General features: G+C 57.7%; 26 protein-coding genes and 2 pseudogenes. 13 read left to right on the plus strand and 15 right to left on the minus strand.

Annotated features, from left to right (window positions below):
• The 4 genes and pseudogenes from P8H26_RS16015 (at nucleotide 1) to P8H26_RS16030 (ending at nucleotide 3,661) form a co-directional block, all read left to right on the plus strand.
• A complete protein-coding gene (locus P8H26_RS16015) occupies nucleotides 1-201 on the plus strand; it encodes an antitoxin VbhA family protein (RefSeq protein WP_105529505.1) in 201 nt (66 codons plus the stop codon).
• Nucleotides 202-268: 67 nt separating this feature from the next.
• Nucleotides 269-1,318 (plus strand): Fic family protein, encoded by a 1,050-nt coding sequence (locus tag P8H26_RS16020; RefSeq protein ID WP_289634198.1) that lies wholly within the window; start codon nucleotides 269-271, stop codon nucleotides 1,316-1,318.
• Nucleotides 1,319-1,530: 212 nt separating this feature from the next.
• A pseudogene (locus tag P8H26_RS16025) lies at nucleotides 1,531-2,220 on the plus strand (ArdC family protein); the annotation flags it as partial.
• Nucleotides 2,221-2,413: 193 nt separating this feature from the next.
• Entirely contained in the window at nucleotides 2,414-3,661 is a 1,248-nt protein-coding gene (locus P8H26_RS16030; protein WP_289634199.1) for a site-specific integrase, read from the plus strand.
• A 4-nt stretch (nucleotides 3,662-3,665) separates the two neighbouring features.
• Here P8H26_RS16030 and P8H26_RS16035 read toward each other — a convergent pair whose 3' ends face one another.
• Nucleotides 3,666-6,563 carry a Tn3 family transposase gene (locus P8H26_RS16035; RefSeq protein WP_289634200.1) on the minus strand — a complete coding sequence of 966 codons (2,898 nt, stop codon included), beginning with the start codon at nucleotides 6,561-6,563 and terminating at the stop codon, nucleotides 3,666-3,668.
• A 95-nt stretch (nucleotides 6,564-6,658) separates the two neighbouring features.
• On the opposite strand from P8H26_RS16035, the gene P8H26_RS16040 reads away from it, so the two are divergent.
• Nucleotides 6,659-7,285 (plus strand): recombinase family protein, encoded by a 627-nt coding sequence (locus tag P8H26_RS16040; protein WP_052642521.1) that lies wholly within the window; start codon nucleotides 6,659-6,661, stop codon nucleotides 7,283-7,285.
• 251 nt (nucleotides 7,286-7,536) lie between these two features.
• Here P8H26_RS16040 and P8H26_RS16045 read toward each other — a convergent pair whose 3' ends face one another.
• The 4 genes from P8H26_RS16045 to P8H26_RS16060 form a co-directional block, all read right to left on the minus strand.
• Nucleotides 7,537-7,815: a MerC domain-containing protein gene (locus tag P8H26_RS16045; protein ID WP_289634201.1), complete on the minus strand. Its 279-nt coding sequence runs from the start codon at nucleotides 7,813-7,815 to the stop codon at nucleotides 7,537-7,539.
• Between the two features lie 151 nt (nucleotides 7,816-7,966).
• Nucleotides 7,967-8,260, minus strand: coding sequence for a cation transporter (locus tag P8H26_RS16050; protein WP_125302869.1), 294 nt, complete (start codon nucleotides 8,258-8,260; stop codon nucleotides 7,967-7,969).
• Nucleotides 8,261-8,279: 19 nt separating this feature from the next.
• Nucleotides 8,280-8,702: a mercuric transporter MerT family protein gene (locus tag P8H26_RS16055; RefSeq protein ID WP_052642515.1), complete on the minus strand. Its 423-nt coding sequence runs from the start codon at nucleotides 8,700-8,702 to the stop codon at nucleotides 8,280-8,282.
• A gap of 512 nt (nucleotides 8,703-9,214) precedes the next feature.
• Entirely contained in the window at nucleotides 9,215-9,781 is a 567-nt protein-coding gene (locus P8H26_RS16060; protein WP_116088497.1) for a recombinase family protein, read from the minus strand.
• Between the two features lie 189 nt (nucleotides 9,782-9,970).
• Here P8H26_RS16060 and P8H26_RS16065 point away from each other — a divergent pair, with 189 nt between their 5' ends.
• The 4 genes from P8H26_RS16065 to P8H26_RS16080 all read left to right on the plus strand — a co-directional run bounded on the left by P8H26_RS16065 (nucleotide 9,971) and on the right by P8H26_RS16080 (nucleotide 12,636).
• Nucleotides 9,971-10,261: a type II toxin-antitoxin system RelE/ParE family toxin gene (locus P8H26_RS16065; protein ID WP_308446684.1), complete on the plus strand. Its 291-nt coding sequence runs from the start codon at nucleotides 9,971-9,973 to the stop codon at nucleotides 10,259-10,261.
• A 9-nt stretch (nucleotides 10,262-10,270) separates the two neighbouring features.
• Nucleotides 10,271-10,603: a HigA family addiction module antitoxin gene (locus tag P8H26_RS16070; RefSeq protein ID WP_092938937.1), complete on the plus strand. Its 333-nt coding sequence runs from the start codon at nucleotides 10,271-10,273 to the stop codon at nucleotides 10,601-10,603.
• A gap of 62 nt (nucleotides 10,604-10,665) precedes the next feature.
• Complete coding sequence (locus P8H26_RS16075) at nucleotides 10,666-12,114, plus strand: hypothetical protein (RefSeq protein ID WP_092938935.1); 1,449 nt, start codon at nucleotides 10,666-10,668, stop codon at nucleotides 12,112-12,114.
• A gap of 189 nt (nucleotides 12,115-12,303) precedes the next feature.
• Nucleotides 12,304-12,636 (plus strand): hypothetical protein, encoded by a 333-nt coding sequence (locus tag P8H26_RS16080; RefSeq protein WP_092938933.1) that lies wholly within the window; start codon nucleotides 12,304-12,306, stop codon nucleotides 12,634-12,636.
• Between the two features lie 8 nt (nucleotides 12,637-12,644).
• Here the strand turns inward: P8H26_RS16080 and P8H26_RS18180 are convergent, their stop codons facing one another.
• Complete coding sequence (locus P8H26_RS18180; RefSeq protein WP_374708315.1) at nucleotides 12,645-12,836, minus strand: DUF6118 family protein; 192 nt, start codon at nucleotides 12,834-12,836, stop codon at nucleotides 12,645-12,647.
• 60 nt (nucleotides 12,837-12,896) lie between these two features.
• Complete coding sequence (locus P8H26_RS16085; RefSeq protein ID WP_003501082.1) at nucleotides 12,897-15,872, minus strand: Tn3 family transposase; 2,976 nt, start codon at nucleotides 15,870-15,872, stop codon at nucleotides 12,897-12,899.
• A gap of 155 nt (nucleotides 15,873-16,027) precedes the next feature.
• Here P8H26_RS16085 and P8H26_RS16090 point away from each other — a divergent pair, with 155 nt between their 5' ends.
• A complete protein-coding gene (locus tag P8H26_RS16090) occupies nucleotides 16,028-16,615 on the plus strand; it encodes a recombinase family protein (protein WP_003501080.1) in 588 nt (195 codons plus the stop codon).
• Nucleotides 16,616-16,651: 36 nt separating this feature from the next.
• On the opposite strand, the gene merA (P8H26_RS16095) is transcribed toward P8H26_RS16090, so the two are convergent.
• The 4 genes from merA (P8H26_RS16095) to P8H26_RS16110 are packed head-to-tail and all read right to left on the minus strand — an operon-like array spanning nucleotide 16,652 to nucleotide 19,081.
• On the minus strand, nucleotides 16,652-18,094 hold the full coding sequence (gene merA, locus P8H26_RS16095; RefSeq protein WP_003501078.1) for a mercury(II) reductase: 1,443 nt from the start codon (nucleotides 18,092-18,094) through the stop codon (nucleotides 16,652-16,654).
• Nucleotides 18,095-18,352 carry a hypothetical protein gene (locus P8H26_RS16100; protein ID WP_003501076.1) on the minus strand — a complete coding sequence of 86 codons (258 nt, stop codon included), beginning with the start codon at nucleotides 18,350-18,352 and terminating at the stop codon, nucleotides 18,095-18,097.
• An 11-nt stretch (nucleotides 18,353-18,363) separates the two neighbouring features.
• On the minus strand, nucleotides 18,364-18,651 hold the full coding sequence (locus P8H26_RS16105) for a cation transporter (RefSeq protein WP_010661778.1): 288 nt from the start codon (nucleotides 18,649-18,651) through the stop codon (nucleotides 18,364-18,366).
• Between the two features lie 16 nt (nucleotides 18,652-18,667).
• On the minus strand, nucleotides 18,668-19,081 hold the full coding sequence (locus P8H26_RS16110) for a mercuric transporter MerT family protein (protein WP_003501072.1): 414 nt from the start codon (nucleotides 19,079-19,081) through the stop codon (nucleotides 18,668-18,670).
• Between the two features lie 98 nt (nucleotides 19,082-19,179).
• On the opposite strand from P8H26_RS16110, the gene P8H26_RS16115 reads away from it, so the two are divergent.
• A complete protein-coding gene (locus P8H26_RS16115) occupies nucleotides 19,180-19,620 on the plus strand; it encodes a helix-turn-helix domain-containing protein (protein WP_023517540.1) in 441 nt (146 codons plus the stop codon).
• Nucleotides 19,621-19,682: 62 nt separating this feature from the next.
• Here the strand turns inward: P8H26_RS16115 and merA (P8H26_RS16120) are convergent, their stop codons facing one another.
• The 4 genes from merA (P8H26_RS16120) to P8H26_RS16135 are packed head-to-tail and all read right to left on the minus strand — an operon-like array spanning nucleotide 19,683 to nucleotide 22,100.
• Nucleotides 19,683-21,113 carry a mercury(II) reductase gene (merA, locus tag P8H26_RS16120; RefSeq protein WP_052642505.1) on the minus strand — a complete coding sequence of 477 codons (1,431 nt, stop codon included), beginning with the start codon at nucleotides 21,111-21,113 and terminating at the stop codon, nucleotides 19,683-19,685.
• A gap of 9 nt (nucleotides 21,114-21,122) precedes the next feature.
• The gene (locus P8H26_RS16125; protein ID WP_052642503.1) at nucleotides 21,123-21,326 is read right to left on the minus strand and encodes a hypothetical protein; all 204 of its coding nucleotides are present in this window, start codon (nucleotides 21,324-21,326) and stop codon (nucleotides 21,123-21,125) included.
• Nucleotides 21,327-21,345: 19 nt separating this feature from the next.
• Nucleotides 21,346-21,684, minus strand: coding sequence for a heavy-metal-associated domain-containing protein (locus P8H26_RS16130; protein ID WP_225246255.1), 339 nt, complete (start codon nucleotides 21,682-21,684; stop codon nucleotides 21,346-21,348).
• 17 nt (nucleotides 21,685-21,701) lie between these two features.
• Nucleotides 21,702-22,100 carry a mercuric transporter MerT family protein gene (locus P8H26_RS16135; protein ID WP_052642501.1) on the minus strand — a complete coding sequence of 133 codons (399 nt, stop codon included), beginning with the start codon at nucleotides 22,098-22,100 and terminating at the stop codon, nucleotides 21,702-21,704.
• A gap of 76 nt (nucleotides 22,101-22,176) precedes the next feature.
• Here P8H26_RS16135 and P8H26_RS16140 point away from each other — a divergent pair, with 76 nt between their 5' ends.
• On the plus strand, nucleotides 22,177-22,590 hold the full coding sequence (locus P8H26_RS16140; RefSeq protein WP_052642499.1) for a helix-turn-helix domain-containing protein: 414 nt from the start codon (nucleotides 22,177-22,179) through the stop codon (nucleotides 22,588-22,590).
• A gap of 51 nt (nucleotides 22,591-22,641) precedes the next feature.
• Nucleotides 22,642-22,815, plus strand: a pseudogene (locus P8H26_RS16145) (integrase); the annotation flags it as partial.
• Nucleotides 22,816-22,881 lie beyond the last annotated feature (66 nt).

Raw genomic sequence — 22,881 nt, forward strand, 5'->3', positions numbered from 1 at the left:
ATGAACTTTCATGCCCCCCGTCCGGATCGATCTCCAGAAGCTGTTGCCAAGCGCAAAAAGGCTACGGATCAGGCGCGTGCTGCAAACATGCGGCAGGGCTATGTCCACGACCCACTGTTGGAAGCAGCGACGGCGGCCTACGTCGCGGGCGATATCACACGCGACGAATACAGAGAGCGTGTTGTCCGCAAACCGCAATAGCTCACGCTTATCCTTTTTAATTTGATGCCGCCTGCCTTGAGTAGGCGGCTTTTTATTGGTCTTCGCTATGGCTGAAACGGAACCCAAGGGCTCCTATACCTATCCAAACACATCTGACGATCCCGACCGCAGGGACGTGCTGCGTAATAAACTTGGAATCCGGTTCCATAAGGAACTACGCGTCGAAGAATATCGCGCGACAGCTTTCCGGATGGCTGAAATCGCCGAAGGAGACGGTCCAAAGGGCGCTTTTGATGCGCAACATCTGAAGGCCATCCATAACCATATTTTCCAAGATGTTTATGAATGGGCCAGTCATACGCGCAATGAAAGCCCTGTTGTCGATGGCCAGAGGGTGGAGCCGATTGGCAATCTGTCGAAAGGTGGGAGCTCATTTCTTCACGGCTCGCGCATCGAGATGGGCTTGGACGAAGCCTTTAGACCGATCAGGAATCCGGAAATATTGCATGGATTGTCGGTCGAGCAGTTCGCCGAAATCGCCGGTAAAGTTTTGGCAGAGTTGAATTATGTGCACCCCTTCCGAGAAGGAAACGGACGGGCGCAGGAGGCACTGCTAGCATCCATCGGACGCGAATATGGTCATGATGTTGACTTCACCGTCATCACCAAGCCGCGCATGATCGAAGCGTCGATCGCGACGACCAACGACCCCTCCAGTCCAGCTATGAAACATGTCTTTGAAGACGCGATCGATCCAAACCGGCAGGAAGCCATAAGAGCTGCTTTCATCGATCTGGAAATGCGCGGTGAGAATGCTTTCGAGCACAACGTGCGCAGCGCCAGGCCGGGCGAACAGATTTCAGGTCAGGTTCTCGGTCACGATATCCGCGTTGCCAGCCTTGTTACCGACCACGGGATTGTCGCAGTCGATCGCGCTGATCTTCCAGAACGGTTACCCGATGACAACACCGAAATCACATTCACCGCTCGTTCTGACTTCTCCCGCCTGTTGCGTCCGGATCAGGTCAGAAATGCGGATGGTCCCGCCGTCGAGCGAATGTCACCAGAGCAGAAAAGCGCAGCGGTCCCATCCCGGCTTTCAGAGCTGTCGACGCACAAGCAGCCCGAGCGGGATTCCGACGACCGCGAACGATAAGCGGTACATCTTCCGCGCAGAGATCTGGTCCGTTTGCTCCGGTGGGTGATATTTGGGCCGCCCCACCTGTTGGCTGATTGACGGACAAGCTGCGATAGCCCCTCCCCAATGCAACCGCTTCGCGGTCCTCCACTTCCGTTGCGGCCAATAGGTGCATGGGCTCGTCTCGGCTATCTCCGTTTTTTGCCGTCAACCAACGAATGGAGACGGCCATGAACAACGTCATCGACACCTATCAGCGCATTACCGACCTCATCATCGAGGCGCTGGAAGCCGGCACCAAGCCTTGGGTTCGCCCGTGGCACGGAAATACCCGCCCGAGCTCCATCATCCCCCGCCGATCCAGCGGCGAAGCCTATCGCGGCATCAATGTTCTCATGCTCTGGATCGCGGCGCAGATGAACGGCTACGAACAGACCACCTGGATCACCTATCGTCAGGCGCAGGATCTCGGCGGTCAAGTCCGGAAGGGCGAACGTGGATCGCTTGTCGTCAAATTCGGCACCTTTACCCCGAAGGATCAGGACGCCGATGACTACCGTTCGATCCCTTATCTCAAGGGCTACACGGTATTCAACGTAGAGCAGATCGAGAACCTGCCGACTGACTATTACAGCCCAGCCGAACCGATGCCGATGGCGCCCGTGCCTCACAATGAAACCGTCGACACCTTTGTTCGCCAGACCGGAGCCGTCATTCACTATGGCGGCACGAAGGCTTGCTATCGTCCTGGACCTGACGACATTCTCATGCCCGACCGGGAGCGTTTTTTAAGCGACGTCCACCTGTACTCGTCGCTTCTCCACGAAATTGGTCATTGGTCAGGCGCAAAGTATCGCCTTGATCGCGATCTGTCTGGCCGCTTCGGTACCAACGCTTACGCGGTCGAAGAGCTCGTTGCCTTATCTTGACAGTCTGTACCGCCTCCAGAGCCCTACTCATTTTGGTGTAATAGCAGTGAAGGATGTTCAATTCAGGCCAGCCGAAGCGCTCCCACATAGCTGGCGGAGGCTGGCCTGAATTGCTCTGGACAAGTTGAACTCCTTCGTTGAAGCTGGTTTTCTGGATGGGAGCCAGAGGAAGGTTAGGCAGCTTTTGAGCAAGGGAATTACAGCTTCGAATATCACTCTTCAGGAACGCAGATTTAGCGAAGGCCCAGATGCTTATATTCCGATGATTTTGCATAACGGAGCACTTTACGATGCTGAGCTGGATCGCTTTTTCTGTGATCTTCCTCTGAATGGCGTCCGCTCTCGCCATTCTCTTCGCGCATATGGCTACGACGTTCTTGTTTGGGTTCGTTTTCTTTCAGAGGCTTGTAAAAAGACTATATGGCAAGCCGACCGTTATGATGTTCTTGCCTATCATCGTGTTCGGCGTCGTGTCGTGGCTGAACAGCGCATCTCCGGAGCTTCTTGGAATCGAGCTGTCGCTTGCCTTGATCGTCTATATAGATGGGGCGTCCAAAAAGGTTTAATAACGCAAGCGCCATTTACGCATCGATCAGTTTGGCGGCAAGGATATGCAGGTCAGCGAATTCAGATAACAGCACGAAACGATGCTTATGAACCAGCTGCGCGCAGGGCAGATGTCAGTTTTGTAACTCTTGACGACTATCGGTGTTTTCGGGATGTCGGTTTGAAAACACTTCTACCAGACGGTCGAACACGACCTGGAGCGCGAGATCGCAATGGTATTCGCAATTCGCTGTTTTCCGATCTTTTAGTGACGACAGGTCTTCGGCTTGAAGAAGCTTCGTCCCTTTTCGCGTCTGATTTTGTTTTCACTGATCAACGTTCAAGCCGACAGATATGGCTTGATTTGCCAGATGCTCAGACTAAAGGTGATCGTGGTCGCCAGATTCTCATACCTAGCCGTCTGCTTGAACAGGTGCGAGCCTATGTCGATGTTGAACGTTCCTATGCGGTCGCAAAATTCCAGCAGCGCTCGTTGTGGCGATCAATCGTTCAACCAATTTTTGTTCGACGAGAGCGCAACACTACTCATATACGATTGCTCAATGGCGGTGATATAGCACTCGATCTGCTTGATCCCGAGGAACGAAGCCGGATCATTATTTGCGAGAAGGATGGTACACCGAGCGAACCGGCTGCATTGTGGCTTTCAGAAATTGGCATGCCAGTGCAGCCCAACACTTGGGAGGTTATCTTTGCCCGTGCCTCTAATCGGTGCAAATCTTTTGAATTTAATATCTGTATCAGCCCGCACCAACTCCGTCACACCTTCGCTGTCCACATGCTAGCGATGCTCATTCAGCACCGTATTCGAGACGCAACACTACCTACAGGTTCAAGGGGTCGGTTCCGGCTGGGGGCGGAATGACACCCTAAGCGTTTGCCTCCGTGGGCCAAAGATATTCGCCGGTCAGCAGGATATGCGCCCAGCCCAGAGGAGAGATGTGGGCTAAAAGTTCGGGTGGCACATCGAGGCCTTCGTTTCGCCGTTCGGCGACGGCGTGGCCAAGGTGGACGGTATTCCAGTAGATGATGATCGCCGTCAGCAGATTCAGCCCGGCGATCCGGTAATGCTGCCCCTCAGTGGTTCGATCACGGATTTCACCTTGACGGCCGATGCGCAGGGCACTCTTGAGGGCATGGTGGGCTTCGCCCTTGTTGAGGCCAATCTGGGCGCGGCGCTGCATATCGGTATCGAGGATCCACTCGATGATAAAGAGAGTGCGCTCGACGCGGCCGACTTCCCGAAGCGCGGCCGCAAGATCGTTCTGTCGGGGATAGGATGCGAGTTTCCGGAGCAACTGGCTCGGTCTGATCTTTCCGGCGGCCATCGTGGCAGCACAGCGGAAGAGATCAGGCCAGTTTGACACAATCAGTTCTTCGCGGATTTTGCCGCCCACCAGCTTGCGTAAATCTTTGGGTGTCCCCGCGGGATCGAAGACATAAAGCCGTTTCGACGGTAAGTCGCGGATGCGCAAGACGAGCCGGTAGCCGAGCATGGCACTGGTCCCGAACAAATGATCGGTAAACCCCGCCGTATCGGCGTATTGCTCGCCGACCTGCCTGCCGACTTCATTCATCAGCAGGCCATCGAGGATGTACGGCGCTTCACTGACGGTTGCGGGAATAGTCTGTGAGGCGAACGGCGCGAACTGGTCATTGACGTGGGTATAAGCCTTGAGCCCAGGCTCACTGCCGTACTTGGCGTTGATCATGTTCATGGCCTCGCCCTGTCGTGCCGAAGGGAAAAACTGACCATCGCTTGATGCGGTTTTTCCCATGCCCCAGAACCGGGACATCGGCAGCTTGCCCTGCGCGGCCACGACCATCGCCAGCGCCTGGTTCATGCCCTCGCTTTCGACATGCCAGCGGGCAAGGCGCGAGAGCTGCCAGTAATCATGCGTGTTCGAGGCTTCCGCCATTTTTCGAAGGCCTAGGTTCAGCCCTTCGGCGAGCAGAACGTTCAGCAAGCCGACCCGATCGCTGCATGGCGCTCCGGTTCTGAGATGGGAAAAGGCGTCCGAGAATCCGACCGCCGCGTCAACTTCCAGCAAGATGTCAGTGATCCGCACAGGCGGCATTCGACGATAAAGATCGAGGACCAGTTCCTCTGCGCTTTCGGGAACGTCTGCGGTCAACCGGTCGATCCGCAACGTTCCATCTTCAATGCTACCATGGGGGATGGTCCCGTCGCGAGCGGCACGTGCCAGCCGCTTCAGACCATCCGCAAGGCGACCCTTGCGGTCAGCCAGCCAAGCTTGAGGATCGAGAGGAACAGCCATCCTGGCATTCGCCTGCGCCGAGGTCATCGGAACAAGCACCTGCTTGAGATCGCCGTAGCGGCGGGAATGATCCAGCCATATGTCTCCAGACCGGAAAGCATCGCGAAGATGAAACAGCACCGCGACCTCCCATAAACGACCATCGCCTCGGTCTTGCGCTCGGAGATGGCGATGCCATTTCGAATTCGGCCGCAGGAATGATATACCTGTTGATGTCGGCGCACGTGTTTCGCCGATGGCTTTCGCGGCTGCAATCAATGGCTCCGCCACCGACGCAGCCTTGAGCTTCAGGCATCGCAACATCCGCGGCGCATATCGGCGAAAACGATGATACCCTTGTCCGACGTGAGCCAACGGCTCGTCTGCCAATGTACTGGTGAGTTGCGTCCCTACGGCAACCAGCTGTTCAAGCTGATGCCATTCGGCCGACCGTGCCAACACATTGTCCAACGGAACACCATCGTCGCGAGCTTCCAGCAAAGAGGCTCCCAATGCCGTGAAAGCGCGAAGCGTATCGGTGACTGCGGCCTTGGAACCGGCAATCCGCTCGTCATGTAGCCGTTTCGCCTCTCGCCAAGTTTTCCCAACGATGCGGTCGTGGGTTTCGATGATGGCATCGGCGATCGCGGCTTCCCATTCGACGACGCAAACGGCGAGGATCGCCCACCGCCGATCCGAACTGATGTCGCGCAGGCCATCCGTGAAGTAACGCTCGCCCTGCCGACGCAGGCGCGCGATGCGGTGTGGCGGTACGCCTAGGAGGATCTGGGGATCGACTTCCAGACCGCGCAGGAACTCCAGCCGATCAAGCAAGCGGTTCGCTGATGCGGAATTGCTGCCGACTTCGAACTGGCGAAGCCAGATGAAACGGCTGATGTTTCCGTCAACCATTTCGGTCAGAAGCCCGTCCAGTTGCTCGCGCACACTAAAGTCGAGCCTTTCCGCTATCCGTGTCTCAATGCATCGCTCGGCGGCAACAAGGGCATCGGCGCACAGACGCTCGATCGTTGACGCCGCCGGCAGGATGGTCACCATTTTCCTGCATTGCGCGACGAAGCGCCGCGCCAGATCTTCGTTCGACCTGGCATCTTCAGCCTGATCGAAAAGCCAATCCCGCAGATCACGGGCCCCGCGCCCCGTGAATGTCTTGTAGCCGTAGATCTCGCGCAACGCCTCCATATGTTGCTGGCGGGTCTGACGCCGGGCGGCATAGGTGAGAAGCGCATCGGCCGGAACGCCGAGCTGAGCTCCGATGAAGGAAAGGACTTCATGCGGAATCATTTCGCCCGGAGCCAGCGCGCGCCCTGGATAGCGTAGTGCACAAAGCTGCAGGGCGAAACCCAGCCTGTTTTCTGGTCTGCGGCGTTCCTGAATGTTTGCCAGATCGTCGTCGCCCAATGTGTAATGCTTCAGCAGTGATAACTCGTCCGTCGGCAGGTCGAGCAACGCCGAGCGCTGTCGCTCGGCGAGAATATGTCGTCTTGGCATGCGCGCGTTGTCCCTGTTGAAGTACAGTCTGTTTTGGACAACAATCGCCCCATGCAAATCAAGGCTTTGCGAGCCACAAAACCACGAGGGTTCAATTGGGACAGCGCGTGGCCATCTATTGCCGGGTTTCGACGGCTGATCAGTCCTGCGAACGACAGGAGCGAGATCTGACCGCCTTCGCCGGACGTGCCGGATATAAAATTGCCGGCATATATAAAGAGACGGGCTCGGGCGTGAAGCTGGACCGGGCCGAGCGCAAGAAGATCATGGCGCTCGCTCAGGCCAGACATATCGACGCCATCCTGGTCACAGAACTCTCCCGCTGGGGACGCTCGACGATCGATCTCCTCAACACGTTGCGCGAGCTGGAAAGCTGGAAGGTCTCAGTCATCGCCATGAACGGCATGACCTTCGATCTGTCATCTCCTCATGGCCGTATGCTGGCGACTTTCCTCTCCGGTATCGCTGAATTCGAACGCGATCTTATCAGCGAACGGGTCAAATCGGGCTTGGCCGTTGCCAAAGCGCGCGGCAAGAAACTCGGTCGACAGCGGGGGCAGCGCCCGAAGTCGGACCGTCTGGCTCCGCGAGTTCTGGCGCTCGTTGCTGAAGGCCGCAGCTATCGGCTCATTGGTCGCGAACTTGGGCTCAGCAAGAACACCGTCTCCGATATCGTGCAACGTAACCGCAACGCTATCGTCGCTCGCGAGCCAAATCGTTGAGCCCGATAAAGGTCCCGATGACATCGAGCGAGAACCGGAACGCCGGTTGATCGCCGGGCAACGCCGGCTCCATGACCAGAGATACGCCTACATCGTCTCCCGTTCGCCAAAAGCGAACTGATTGTTTCGGTGTTACCGGCTCCTTAGCTGGCGTACTCTGAGCCAGACATTGAGAAAACTGGCGGCGATCAAACCAGAGATGCCGACGTAGGCCAGGACAAGGCTTGGCATGAGACCGAGAAACACGACCGCTATCGCCAGCGTACTGAGCCCCCGATGATGAGAGCCCACGGTTGATGATGGCTGCGTGTTCCAAGATATAGCCCGAGTAGGGTGACGGCCAGAAACGCTGCTAACAATGGGAACAGGATCGCATCTCTTTTGATGAAGCCAAGCCCGACGGCCGATACAATCGAAAGGAGTACCGGGGAACCGAGGCAGCAGAGCGCCGCGAAGACCGATCCGGCGGCCCCGAATTTGTCCAGGTGCCGTTTCCAAAAGGTACTTTGCTCGATGGTGTTCGCGGCCATAGCTGCAGTCTCCTACACACCTGCAACTTCGCACCCGCCGGGTGGATATTTTCGACGGCGCCGTTCACCCTTTGAGGCAGCAGCGTGCCGATGTGGAGCAGCGAAGAGAGGTGATACCGCTCTCCGCCCGCCGCCGCCAATCAGCCGGCGGCTATTGCGCCACATGCGACGGATAGCCGGCGTTGGTCGTCGCAGCAATGAGGGTCGGTACGCCGGTGACTGCGTCATCGAAAGAGACCGTGGCGACAGCACCCGACATTGCGTCGGCTTCCTTTGCCTGGACCGCTGTGACACCCGAGACACGAGAGAGGGCCGTTTTGACGATGGGGGCGCAGAGCGCGCAGGTGGCGTTGTCAACGTTCAGTATAACAGTCTTCTCGCCGGCCACGGCGGCGAGCGGGGAAAGCAGAGCGAGGAGAACGGCAACTGCGACAGGGCGGATCATGGGATCATTCTCCTTTGGCTTAGAGGAACAGGGGCGCAAGTCTCGGGAACCCTAGTCCGACGATGACGAGGACGGTGGCAACCCAGAGGCCGGCTTTGGCGATCCGTCCCGACTTGGGCTGGGCGCAATAGGAGCCCTCAGCGCAGGCGACCTTTGGCTCGCGATAGACGAGATAGAACCCGTAGCCGAGGATACCGAACGTCATGGCGGCAAAAATCGGTTGATACGGTTCGAGGGCGGTGAGGTTGCTGATCCAGGCTCCGCCGATGCCCACGGTGAACAGGGCAAACGGGATGACGCAGCAACTCGAGACGGCGATCGCCCCGAGAATGCCGCCGGCGGCGAGCAGTTGCTGGCGTCCGCCCCGCTGGTGTTCCGATGTCACGTGGATGGCGGCGGTCGCCGACGTTCGGGATCCTTTGAGACCTGATGATGCCTCCATAATTGCTCACTTTCTGCATCGTTGAACAGCGATTTGCGAAGTAGCCTACGCCTTGTAGTCACTACAGACTCAAGGGGGATTTCAACGATTTGCGATCACGCTTCTGTGAGGGCGTTGGAAAGTGGAACCCGTTGAGCAGTCGCTGTCGTCTGAAGACCGTAGCTGGGGTTTTCAAGCATCATGAACCGTGGCGCTACCAATCTCTGTTTCCGCAGTGCCTACGTGGCCAAGCGATCAAGATTTTGTCTTGACCCTGTACCGAGTACAGGGTGTAACGAATCTCTTTGGCAGCGATCGCGTCATCGGGATACCCGACGCGGTCGTGCTTGTGATTAATGGACCGCGCCGCAGCGATGCTATGGATCTGCGATCAGAACGGAGAGCGCCTTGGACGACAAACCGACCGCCGGCATCGTGACCGCGATCATCATCGCGCCTTTAGGGGCAGCGACAAGAACTGTGCGGAATCATACGGTAAGTTAGAACGGATGGCGAACAGCTGGGATTGCAGCTCAATCCGGGCTGGAAATCGAGCTGCGAAGCACACGGTAAATGGTTGAGGAGTGAACGTTGAGGACCTTGGCGACATCACGGGGTGAATTGCCTTCGACTAGGAGCTTCTGTCCAAGTACAATTTGCTCGGTCTTTAGTGCTGGTGGCCGTCCGAAACGGACACCCTTCTGCTTGGCAATCGATCGTCCGGCGCTTGTCCGTTGGTGAATAAGCGCGCGTTCAAATTCGGCGATGCCTCCAAAGATAGTCAGCACCATTCGCCCGGCTGGCGACGTTGTATCCGCCCATGGCTCAGCGATTGAACGCAGTCCAGCGCCGAGTACGTTCAGTCTCTCGGCGATGTCGAGGAGATCACGCGTTGAGCGCGCTAATCGGTCCAAGCGGGTGACCACCACCACATCGGTATCACGCAATTGATCAAGCATGCGTTCGAGTTGTACCCGATCGCGTTTTGCACCGGAGACTTTCTCCTCATAGATTTTCTTGCAACCGACCTCAGTGAGAGCAGCTCTTTGCTGTTCAAGGTTCTGGTCGTCGGTGGAGACCCGAGCATATCCAATAAGCATGTCATATCCGTTGCAAAAATCGTTCGCATAACTTTACTTTTGCGCCTGACTTTTGCAACAGAAAAATCGCAATCATTACAATGAGCGGGTGAAGTGTTCTAAAACTTAGGACTTGCGCGACAAGGCTATGAGGTGATGAACTGTATAGCGTCGCTTGACACTATACGTTTAGCTTGATAGTGACGGCACATGAGAATCCGAAACGTGGTCCATAAGGGGTTACGCCGCTTCATCGAAGATGATGACGCCACCGACTTGGAGGTGGCCGTAGTGCCGAAAGTCCGTCGCATCGCCACCTTCCTCCAAGATATGGAGCGGGAAGACGAGCTGCGCACGGTCCCGAGCTGGAAGGCCCATCAGCTCACCGGCGATCGAAAAGGCACCTGGAGCCTGTTCGTCACCAAGAACTGGCGGATCACGTTCCGGATCGACCAAACCGAAATCGAGATCATCGACATCGACTATGAAGATTACCACTAGGAGGTGGCTATGAGTGCGATGCAGGGCATCCGTATGAAAAATCCCGCCCACCCCGGCGGCTTCGTCAAAAGTGAGATCATCGAGCCGCTTGGCCTTTCGGTCACGAGCGCCGCGCAAGTTCTCGGTGTTACGAGGGCGGCGTTGTCGGCCGTGCTGAACGAGCGCGCGCACCTTTCGCCGGAAATGGCGCTCCGGGTCGAAAAGGCTTTCGGCGTGTCGATGGATACGCTCATGCGGATGCAGAACAGCTATGACATTGCCCAAGCCCGCAAGCGGGAAGGGGAGATCAACGTCGCGCCCTTCAAGGGAAAGCCGCTCGATCCGCAAGCGGCTCTGGTCTGATCCGACAACAATACGAATACGGCCGCGCCGAGAAGTAGCGGCAGCTAGTGAGAGGGGCGATCATGAGTGATGACGAAATATTTTCCGTCGCCAAGGAGATATCGGACAGGTTTGTTGCCGAATGGGATCGCTTGAAAGGTGATCGCGTCCCATGGCACATGTCCGAAGTGCAAGAGCGCGTTTTCTTCGAAATATTTCTGCATGTCGTCAACGCACGACATATGACGACCAACGATGTCGTAGAAGTAATAAAGGTCTATCTCCGTCATGCGGATTGGATAGGACTGCTAATTTGTGATTCCTCGCCTTCGAACGGGAATGGTTCGCATGGCCCTACTTGGGCTCTCGTTCGACCAAGAGGTCTTCTGGCAAGTTTTGGCGGCAGTCCGTTTCAGGCGATCTACGAGCCATTATATGAAATACACGGTGAAGAGGACGACCAGGATAGTGAGGAATTCTGGGATGATGACGAGCAAGACCTAACACCGGAGGAACGCAAGAAGCGGTCGAATGAGGTTGCCGAGAATTACCTCCGAAGCCACTTCGGCATTCCATATGAAGATGAGGATAACCCGGAAAACAGCTATATTACCACGCTTCCGGATGGGTTTCGAAATCCGCTCATAATTGAAGAATTCGCCAACGGCGGATCAAATCAGGACGTTATAGGCGTCTCTCGTCGTCTTCTTATGAGAGATCGAGCCGACAGTGAGCAAAATTGGCTCGAAAAACACCGTAACAATCAAGGAGTCGCTTCGAATTTCGATATTCTGACCGCTGCGGCGCTAGATTATCATCAAAAGCGGCCGCTCGTTCGGCAGCTCCGCTCATGGACTGAAGACCAGTACATCGGGGTCCAAGAAGCCGTTATGATCATGGCCGCTGTTTGGCCCGAATTCCTGGCAGGGCGGCTCACATTCGCTTCCTCTCACCACCGATCCTGGATCGTAGTTGAACAGAAGAGCGACAAACCCTTGCTCTTCGAACGTGAGAACTGGCCGATTAACACCTCGCTTTCGCGCATTCTTGCGGTGCTTTCTGGATTGCAATCTTTTCGCGGCATGACATGCCGGTTCGACCTATCGCAGGCAGGACAAGTCGTTTTTGATGGTCAGAGCGGTAAAATCTTGCGTGTGATCACAAAGGACTTTGAGCCGTCAGAAGAAGAAACCAGGAGCGCGCTCGGGCGGCTAACGCAACATCTCGTCAGCCTGGGGCACGATCATGAAGCCGTTCGCTCCTCGATATCTGATCCATCTCGGTTAGGAGAGTTGATTGATCCTGCCGGCCGCCTCTTACGCACCAATCGCTCCGATCCCGAACAGCGCCTCTTCGAAATGGCCGTCTCGATTTCAGATCGAAAACCTAGCCGGAGGAGCGCCAGCCCTATTCTAGGACACCGTACGGATGCGTTGTATAACGCGATCGGGGGAGACGGCCGCGACGACGCCTATCTTTCGGATGGTCTGTGGATATCGCCCGATGGACACCTTTCCGACAAGGGACGCTAGGCGCTGTTGCAAGCGAGCGAGACAAAACTCACCCACCTGCATTTGCAGAGGTGCAGCAACGTAAGAGAAAACCCTGTGGCTACAATTTCTTCGTCGGACAAATTTGATTCTAGTCAGGCTCAATACTGCTTGTCGTCAGATAGTTTTGTGCTTCTGAGAATAGTTCGGTTCCAAGCATCCTATACTGTTATGACAGCGACAGCCGGAGAAGACGACAGAAGTAAAGCCCCATATCCAAATCAAGAACGCCTCATCGAACATGCGGCCAGCATCTTTTCCGCATTTGGGGCGTCGGCCCGACATGCAAGCGACCTCCATGGCAGGCGCTACGTCGAATTTACTGGCTTGAGCCAAACCCAAATCGAGCAAGGAGGGCAATCCTTGGCAAATGCCCTCGGCTTGGAACTGTCGGATATGGCTGAGATATGGGCGGAGCTTTCCGATGCCGCCGACGAAGATGGGCTAGTTTACCTATCAGATGGTATGTATCTAACGGATGATGGTCAGTTAATCGAACGGTGACTTGGAGCCTAAGTGATCTCTACACTTGTTTGCCGAGTGAAAACGCCGATCATTCCGTCGCTTTCACGGTGATGGTGCAACGCTGATCCTCCGGACGTGCGCGCGGCCTCCCAACAAGCCGCTACCGAGTCCCTGTTCGCCTCAATGAGCTGGTCGGCCGACGCCACCCGCTGCCATGCTTCCGGGCTGCCGAACGCCATGAGGGGGTCAGAACAAGAGCTGCTCGAAATCGTACGCTAAGACCGAACGGAGCGGGAACGTCATGCAGCGCGGAGGATTCTTCCAGGAAGTCGCAATGGCCTGAAGCCTTCGGGCATCTGCTGCTCGGTGTCCCAGGAATAGATGCCGGTGAGATTTATGTGCTCCCAGCTGAGTGGCGAGACATGCTTGAGCAATATGTCGGGGATAGTTCGACCACTTTGACGCAGATGGGCTACGGCACGGCTGAGATAAACGGTATTCCAGTGGACGATGGCGCTGACGACAAGGTTGAGGCCCGAGGCACGGAATGCCTGACTTTCGAACGATCGGTCGCGGATTTCGCCGCGCTCATGGAAGAAAACGGCCCGCTTGAGCTTGTGGGCGGATTCTCCTTTGTTAAGACCGGCTTGACATCGCCGGCGAAGTGCCGGGTTGGAATACCATTCGATCATAAACAGGGATCGCTCGATGCGCCCGAGCTCACGCAGGGCTTTCGCCAACTGGCTCGGTTTCGAGGATGCCGCCAGCTTTTTGAGGATCATTGAGGGCGCAACAGAGCGTGTCGTGATTGATGCCGCCAGATGGAGAAGGTCATCCCAGTGTTCCAGAATGAGGGCGGTATTGATCGGCGCGCCGATATGGTTGGCCAGTGCTGGATATGAGTCGGCCTTTTCGAAAGTATGGAACTTCCGGTCCTTGAGATTGCGCAGCCGAGGCGCAAAACGCTTTCCGATCAGAGTGAAGAGGGCAAATACATGATCGCTCGCACCTCCGGTATCGGTAAAGTGCTCCTCGATCTCCAGGATGGTGTCGTGGTCGAACAGGCCGTCGAGAACATAGGCTGCCTCGCTCTCGGTCGGGCTGATCGGCAGAATGCTGAAATAGCCGTACTGATCGGAAAGGTGGCTGTAAAATTTCGAGCCTGGCTCGCTGCCATAATGCAGGTTGATATCACCGCGTTTGGCGGCACGATCACTGGCCCGGAAGAACTGACCATCAGATGATGCGGTCGTCCCTGTTCCCCAGAGCTGGGCGTGGGGATGACGCGCATGGGCGTCGGTCACACATGCCTGCGCTGCGCGATAGGTTTCCGTGCGGGCATGGAACATGCGCATCCATCCGATCTGATGGGCGCTGATCCCCTTGGAGGCTCCGGCCATACGTTTCGGGCCAAGATTGGTGGCGTCCGCGAGCGTGCCGGCGAGCATGGCCGGAATGTTTTGCGGTGAATCGCCCGTTCGAACATGGGTGAACTGGTCGGCAAAGCCGGTCCACTCATGCACGTCTCTTAAGAGATCCGGCACTTCGACAAGCGGATACATTTCGCTGAGTTCGATATTTAGTTCATCGGCTGCAGCGGGCACTTCGCTCGCCAGCGGTGTTACAATCAGGGTTCCGGCATCGAGACGGACGCCTTCAAGTTTGCCGTTGCGGGCGCGATGGGCGAGACGTTTCAGATTGAAGTCCAGCAATTGTTGCATTTCGGTGAGCCAAGCCACCCCGTCGCGCTGCACACCGAGCCCAAGCTGGTCAGTTTCCTTCAGCTTGGTAAAAGTAGGGCGGGGCATGAAATTTTCATTTATCGGCCGGAACGCCCTGCTGCCTTCGACCCAGATGTCGGCCGAACGAAGCCGCTCGCGCAACGCTGCCAGTGTTGCAATCTCATAGAGACGGCGATCGGCCTTTGCCTGCCCGAAGATCAGTTTACGCTCCGCCGCGCCGAGATGAGCGATCGGGACACGTTCGGGAAGCACGCGCCTTCCTTCCGCGTAAAGGGATCTGAGTGTTTCGATCGCTGCCAGCAAAGGATCATACCGACGACTTGAATGGAATGTGAAGGTCAGGAGGAACCGGCCTGCATAATTGCGAACATTGGCATATTGCTCAGCTGCAATAAGCAAGGGTGAGGCGTCATTGTCTTCCACCATCGCCGCAAGCGTCGGCTTTGCCTGCACCAAGCGATGCCAGCCGACGTGGCGGTCGAGCGTTTCAATTGCATCTTCATCATTGTCATTGGCGCACTGAAGAGCCGATATCGTGTCGAGAAACAGCCGTAGTGCCTTAGCCGTCTCCATCCGGGTGTTCACATGGCGCTGCTTCTTGCGGTTATTCGCCTGCGAAAACAGCCTGCCGATCAGCTTGATGAACATGGTGACTGCGGCGTCGGTGAGCTTTTGCCCAAGCTTGATGATCTGCGCGATGATCGTCGCGCGCCGCCGACTGGCGTTGAAGTCGGCGGCAAGCCATGCCGGTGTCACATCGCCCTCCCGGACCATCTGCTCCCAGCGACCGGAGTGGATGCGGGCTTGTAGTCGGGGATCGATATCGAGCGCGCGGATGAAAGCGATCCTGTCGGTCAGCGTGACCAGGTTGGTTGCTCCCGGAGCATCTGGCGCAGATCGCAGCCAATGGAATCGCGTCTGTCGTATCTCGGGATCAACCGTCAAAAGATCATCGAGGGATTGGAGCTTTTCGGCTGAAAGGCCCGATATCAGGGCAGCCTCGGCGCGACGGCGGGCTATTACGCGGCCGGCAAAGCCGATCCGCTCTATTGTGTCAGGTGCGGGAAGTAACACCTTCCGCTCCCGCAGCGTGGTGACAATAGCTTGGGCAATAGAATGGCCCTTGTCCGTTGCGGTCGCCGTTTCGACGGCGGATAGTAAGGCGGCGCGCCGGTCCTGTGCTGTTGCTGTTCGTTTTCCAAAATAGGAAAGCAAATGCGCGATATGCTCGCGGCGAGTTTCCTCCCGCCTGGCATAGGAACGGAAACTCTCCGGATCAGCATCCAATTGTTCGGCTATATAATTGAGCATCGCCCTCGGCGGAATTTCGTGCACCATGAGAGCCCGGCCCGGATGCCGCATCATGCAAAGCTGGACAGCAAAGCCGAGCTGGTTATGTTTTCGCCTGCGGACTTCGATCTCCAGCCGGTCCGATGGAGATAGAGTGTAGTGACGGATCAGACTATCCTCATCGGTCGGTACGCCGAACAGCTCCTGTTGATCCTGAATTTTGAGAAACTTCCGCCGCGCCATTTTTTACTCCATACAAACTTGCGTCGATGGTTCCGGGCATGTCCGGAAACGGTCGTTTGAGTACAGGCCTAAATCACCCTGTCCACAAATTATCTTGACTTATTTGTGGACAGGCATCACCTTTCGGACAACCTATTCGGACGAAATTGAACCTTATGCCACGCACCTTTGCCTATGTCCGTGTCTCCACGACCGGACAGACCACCGAAAACCAGATTCAGGAAATCGAAGCGGCCGGCTTCCACGTCGAGCCACGCCGTATAGTCACCGAGACCATCTCGGGCAGCGTCGCCATTGCGCAGCGCCGGGGTTTCTCGCGACTGATGGATAAACTCGAAGCCGGGGACGTGCTCATCGTCACCAAGCTCGATCGGCTCGGCCGAGATGCGATCGATGTCAGTACGACGGTCAGGAAACTGGAGGAGCTGGGCGTGCGGGTCCATTGTCTGGCCCTCGGCGGCGTCGATCTGGCGAGTTCCGCCGGGAAGATGACGATGAGCGTCATCAATGCCGTCGCTCAGTTCGAGCGTGATCTGCTGATCGAACGCACGCAGTCGGGCCTCAAACGAGCCAAGTCGGAAGGCAAGACCCTCGGCCGTCCCGCTCGGCTCAATGAGAAGCAGAAATTGGATGTTCTCTCGGATTTGGCGGGCGGGATGAGCGTTTCCGCACTCGCCAGAAAATTTGACACCAGCCGCCAGACCATCATGCGTGTCAGGATCGAGGGCGACCGCTCCGTTTAAGCCGTGACTTGAGTAGGCACCCGTTTCCCTTTCGCCTCACCCCGCGCAGCAGGACAGTTTTTTCACATCCCTGTCGAAGGTCTGAGCCGCAAGCTTCAAACCTTCGACAGTCGTCAGATATGGAAAGATCGTCTCCGAGAGATCATCGATCGTCAGGCCGCAGCGGATGGCCAAGGCTGCCGTCTGAATGCTGTCAGCACCCTCTGGTGCAAGGATGTGAGCGCCAAGGAGTTTCCGGGTTGACCCGTCGGCGACCAGCTTGATCAGGCCGCGCGTGTCGCGCGCCGCCAGCGCCCGCGGCACATTGTCGAGGGAAAGGACGGAGGTGCGAACCGAATGTCCGGCAGCCCGCGCCTGCGCTTCGGTCATGCCGACGCTCGCCACCTGCGGATCGGTAAAGACCACGGCGGGCATTGCGGTGTTGTCGTAACTCAGGCTGTTGCCGTTCAATGCGTTCTTGGCGGCGAGCTTTGCGCCATAGGCGGCCATGTAGACGAACTGATCTTTTCCGGTTACATCGCCGGCGGCATAGACGCCCGCCTTCGAGGTGCGCATTCGATCATCAACGATGATGGCCCCGGCCGGTGTCAGGTCTATACCGGTTTCAGCAAGCCCAAGGGCTTCAGTGTTCGAGCGGCGTCCCGTCGCCACAAGAATCCGCTCGGCAGTCAAGATTTCCGGACGTCCGTCCCGCGCGATGGCGAGGGCAACACCACCATCATCGGTCTTGCGGGCGGACTCGTAGGTAATGCCGCTGACGATTTTAATCCCCTCATCGGCCAGATAGGTGGCAAGCGCAGCGCCGATTTCGGGTTCAGCCTCCGGCAGAAGCCGGCTGCGGAACACGAGTGTCACTTCGACACCGGCCCGTGCGAAAGTCTGGGCAAGCTCCACGCCGATGTAGCCGCCGCCAAGCACTATCATCGAGCGTGGCAGCTCGGTCAGGGCGAGCGCTGTCGTGCTGTCGAGCGGCGATACGTCAGCGATCCCCGGAATCCCCGGCAACGCCGGACGCGCACCGGTGGTGATGATAATTCGCTCGGAGCCGATGTGCTGGCCCGCGACCTGGACACCGCCGTCAACGAGGCGGGCCGGACCTTCGTGGTAGACCACATTGTTGTACTCCGGCAGCAGATCAGCGTATTTCGCCTGTCGCAGACCGGCAACCAAAGCGTCTTTCTGGGCGATCTGAGCGGCCCAATCAACCACGCGCGCGCCGCTTTCGATCCCATCAAACCGGGCAGCCGCATCGTTGGCGTGACGTACAGCCTCCGTGGCCCGGATCAGGGCTTTCGAGGGCACGCAGCCGATGTTGACGCATGTACCGCCGATCGTGCCATGCCCGACAAGAGCCACTTGGGCGCCTAGTTCGGCGGCCGTGATCGCGGCGGAGAAACCGGCCGAGCCAGCTCCGACGACCACAAGATCATAACGGCCGTTGCCTTTGTTGGAAGTTGGAACGTCGCAAGCTTCACACATTCAATTCACCTTTGTTGTCTTGTTATTCATCGAGCAGCAATTGGCATCCGCTGATGAGGCGGAACGCCGACGCCGGTAAAGATAAAGTGCGGACGCCCCAATCGCGGCGAGAGCGATCGGGATCAGCACATAGCCGGCCGCTGCGAACCATGCGGAAAAGCCAAAAGAGCCAGCGGCGACCAAAAGAAATGGCGCGGCGCAACAGATGACGGCGAGAAACCCGACTCCGCCAAGGCCGATGAACTTTCCATCTGTCATGCTGAACCTCCTTACTGCGAAACGCCGGACGGATAGCCAGCATTGGTGGTTGCGGTGATCAGCGCGGCGACATTCGTCTGGCTGTCGTCAAAGCGCACCTTCGCGATCGCCGCGCCGGTCGCCTCCGATACATCAACATCGAGCACGCCTGGAACGTTGCTGAGCGCCCGCTTCACAATCGGGCCGCAGAGTTCGCAGGTGGCATTGGCAACATTCAAGGTTACGGTCTGCTCGGCGGCAAAAGCGTGACCACCCGTCAGCAGGGACGCAGTAAGGGCAATGAGGGGCAGGATTTTCATGAGATTCTCCTTGGGATTAAGCATCGAGGACAAGGCGGGCGGCGTAGGGAAAGCCCACGGCGATAATGATCAAGACAGTTGCGACCCAAAGGCCGATCTTGGCGTTCCGATGGGATGATGGACGCGCGCAGTAGGAACCCTCGGCGCATTCAGCCGCCTTCGGCCTGCGATAGACGAGATAGAAACCGTAGCCGAGGCAGGCGAGCGCGATCGTGATAAACACAGGCTGGTAGGGTTCGAACGCGGTCAAATTGCCGATCCACGCGCCGCTGATGCCAGCGAAGAACAAGGCAAAGGGCAGCACGCAACAGGTTGCTGCGCCCAGTGCCGCAACGATGCCGCCGACCGACAGCAATGCTGCCCGATCAAAACCCTTTTCGGCTGGCTCTGTGACTGTATTTGCCAGCGTCCGTGTTTCATCCTGCATCATCGTTCACATGCTCCCGCAATTGATCTATCGTGACCCTAGTGCCTGTAGCGACTACAGGGTCAAGCGAGAAATTTTCACGGATTTGTGCGAGCTATGTGATGACACAGAATGATGAATTTTCGATCGGCGTGCTGTCCGAGCGCAGCGGCGTCAACATAGAGACGATCCGCTATTACGAGAAAATCGGCGTCATGCCGAAGCCCGCCCGCAGCGCAGCGGGTTATCGTATCTACACAACTGAACACGCAAGGCGGCTGCATTTCGTGCGGCGCGGCCGTGAACTCGGCTTCAGCCTGGACGAGTTGCGCGGCCTGCTTCGCCTGGTCGATGGGCATACCTACACCTGCCGGGAGGTCCATGCGCTCACCATCGAACATTTGAAAGATATCCGTCAGAAAATCGCCGATTTGCGGCGTCTGGAGCGGGCCATGTCGAATATGGCGGCGCAATGCACCGGCGATCAGGTTCCAGAATGTCCGGTCATAGATGCCCTTTTTGAAATGCGGTCAATCAAGCGTTCCCGCTCCGTTCAAGCTTAGCGTACGATTTCGAGCAGCTCTTGTTCTGACCCCTATCCGTTCGAAGGTTCCATCGAAGCCTCCTATCCGGCGCAGCATGACAGCTTCGCCACGTCCTTGCCGAAGCCCTGCGCCGCCAGTTTCAACCCTTCGACCGTGGTGAGATAAGGGAAGATTGTCTCGCCGAGCGCCTTCGCCGTCATGCCGTGCTTGATGGCCAACACCACCGTCTGGATGCTGTCGGCGCCCTCGGGCGCGAGGATCTGTCCACCAAGCAATCGGTCGCTTTTGGCGTCGGCAACCAGTTTGATGAGCCCGCGCGTGTCGCGCGCGGCCAGCGCCCTCGGCACCTGGTCAAGAGATACGATCGAAGTCTTGGTCTCGAAGCCGGCGTCGCGAGCCGCCTGTTCGGTCAGGCCGACGCCCGCGACCTGCGGATCGGTGAACGTCACCCACGGCATGGCCGCATTGTCATAGACAAGGCTGTCACCGTTCAGTGCGTTTTGGGCAGCGAGCTTGGCGCCATAGGCTGCCATATAGACGAACTGGTCGCGACCGGTGACATCACCTGCCGCATAGACGCCAGGCTTTGAGGTGCGCATCCGCTCATCAACCAAGACGCCGCCATTACCGCATAGCTTAACTCCCGCCTCGGCAAGGCCAAGACCGCCGGTGTTCGGGGACCGCCCAGTGGTCAAAAGCACCTGCTCGGCCGCGATCACTTCGTCCGCTCCGTCGATGGCGACCGTCAGTTCGACACCGCGGTCCGTGCGCGCGATCCGGCGATAGGAGAGGCCGGTTAGGACGGTAATGCCCTCGTCGCGAAGATAACCGGTCAATGCTGCGGAGATTTCCGGCTCGGCTTCCGGCAACAGGCGGCGGCGGGTTACAAGTGTCACTTCCGCCCCGGCACGGGCGAACATCTGCGCCAGTTCACAGCCGATATAGCCACCGCCGATCACCAGCAGCGAACGCGGCAGCTCGGAAAGCTCGAGCGCGGTCGTGCTGGTGAGGTAAGGCACATCCCCAATGCCGGGAATGTCCGGCAGGGCCGGCGCTGATCCGGTAGCAATGATGATTTTGCCAGCCATGATCGGATCGCCGTTCACAATCAGAGCGCCCTGCCCATTCAGGCGCGCTTTCCCTTCCAGATAGGCGACGCCGTTGTATTGTGGCAGAAGGTCGACATATTTCTTCTGCCTGAGCGTGGTCACCAGGTCGTCCTTGGCGGCGACCAAACGGCCCCAGTCAGCGACGTTGGCTTCCCCGGCAAGACCGGGAAAGCGATGCGCGGCGCGTGCACCATGCAGCGCCTCGGCAGCGCGGATCATCGTCTTCGACGGTACGCAGCCGACATTGACACAGGTGCCGCCGATCGTGCCGTGGCCGATCAGGGCGACATTCGCCCCCTGCTCAGAGGCCGTGATTGCGGCCGAGAACCCTGCCGAACCGGCACCGATCACCGCAAGATCGTAGCGGCCATTGCCTTTTTGGGGCGCACAGCAGTCAGACATGAAAATCTCCTAATGTTTCCTGGTATCGATGTGTGAACGATGTCGCCACAGCAGGTAACCGGCTGCGGCAATGATGAGGATGAGAATTGGCACCAGACCGTAGACCGCTGTTGTCAGCGCTCCCACGCCGATCAAACCTGCCGCCACCAGCAGGATCGGCACCAGACAGCACAGCGCCGCGATCAAGACGCCAACCACTCCGACGCCAAGCATGGACCGGTCAGGCACGGACTCAACTCCCGATCGCCTTGGCAGGATAGCCAACATTGGTGGAAGCAGCGGCAATGGCCGCGACCGTCGCGGTCGACGGGTCATAGGCAACCGTCGCCGTCTTGGCCTCGAAATCCACCTTGACCGACTTCACGCCCGCAACGCCTTCCATGGCCTTGCGCACGGTGACCGGACAAAGGGCACAATACATGTTCTCGATTGCGAAGGTCTGCGTCAGCTCCTTGACGGTAACCGTTTCCGACGCGGATTGTGCGGACGCGGGAAGGGCAAGTGGCAGCATAATAGTACCGCTCAAGCCAAGCGCAGCCGCGGCGACCAGATGTTTCGACAGGTATTTCACGTGGTTATCTCCTCGTTTCAATAGAACAGCGGCGCCCACCAGCCGATGGTGCTGGCGAGCACGATGAGGATCGTTGCGATCCAAAGCGCGGTCTTGGTGATGATGGCGGAGCGCGGACGGGCGCAGTAGGAACCCGGCTCGCACGCGGCTTTGGGCTTGAAATAGACCTGCCAGAAGCCAAACCCGAGCGGCACGAGTGTCGCCGCCGCGATATAGGGCTTATAGGGTTCGAGCATCGTCAGGTTGCCGATCCATGCGCCCGATACACCGAGTGTCACCAGGAGCAGCGGGACGATGCAACAGGCCGATGCCAGAAAAGCGCCGATAACGCTTATCGCCGCGAGCCCGCCCTCGCGCCGATCCGGTTCGGCGGCCGCCTTCGAAGAATTCAATGTCTTGCTACCAATTTCGTTCATCGCAAACCATCCTCGATTTCTGACTGAAAACAGGATAGGCTCTGTAGCCAGTACAGACTCAAGAGGTATTTTCACCATGAATTCTCTTCTTTCCGCCAAGGGACTGCAGCGCCACCAATTGGCCCGTGCGACCGGCTGCCATCTGGAGACCATCCGCTATTACGAGAAGATCGGCCTGCTACCCGACCCGCCGCGCAGCGCCAGCGGTTATCGCATCTATGACGAAACCGACGTCCGCCGCCTGCGCTTCATCCTCAGGGCGCGCGAACTCGGCTTTGGCATCGACGAGGTCCGCGGCCTGCTTCATCTTGTCGATTGCAGAAGCCAGACCTGCGCGGAGGTGCAGCGCCGGACCGAACCGCATCTAGCCGAGGTTCGCGCCAAGATTGCCGACCTCCAGCGCATTGAAGCGGTGCTCGTGACAATGATCTCGCAATGCTCTGGCGAAGACGTGCCGGAATGCCCGATCCTTAACGCGCTCGCCGCTTGACGGGCGCTTAGGGTGTCATTTCGCCCCATACCGGAACCGACCCCTTCAATGGAAGGCTACCGACAAATCCTTGGCGATCCTCTCCAACAGGTACAAAGGCTTCTTGGTCATGCTAGCTTGACGACCACCTACATTTATCTCAATCATATTGCGTCACGAGCGGATACTGTGGATGCCGCGGTTGAGGAGTTACTGGCACTACTTCCTTCGGAGGTCTCGTTATGAGGGGGCGGCCTAGGAAGGGAACCTCAGTCCATTTTGAGCCCACAGATGGTATTGCGCCGGTGCAAG

This window comes from Pseudochrobactrum sp. sp1633, from assembly GCF_030376605.1.
Lineage (GTDB): Bacteria > Pseudomonadota > Alphaproteobacteria > Rhizobiales > Rhizobiaceae > Pseudochrobactrum.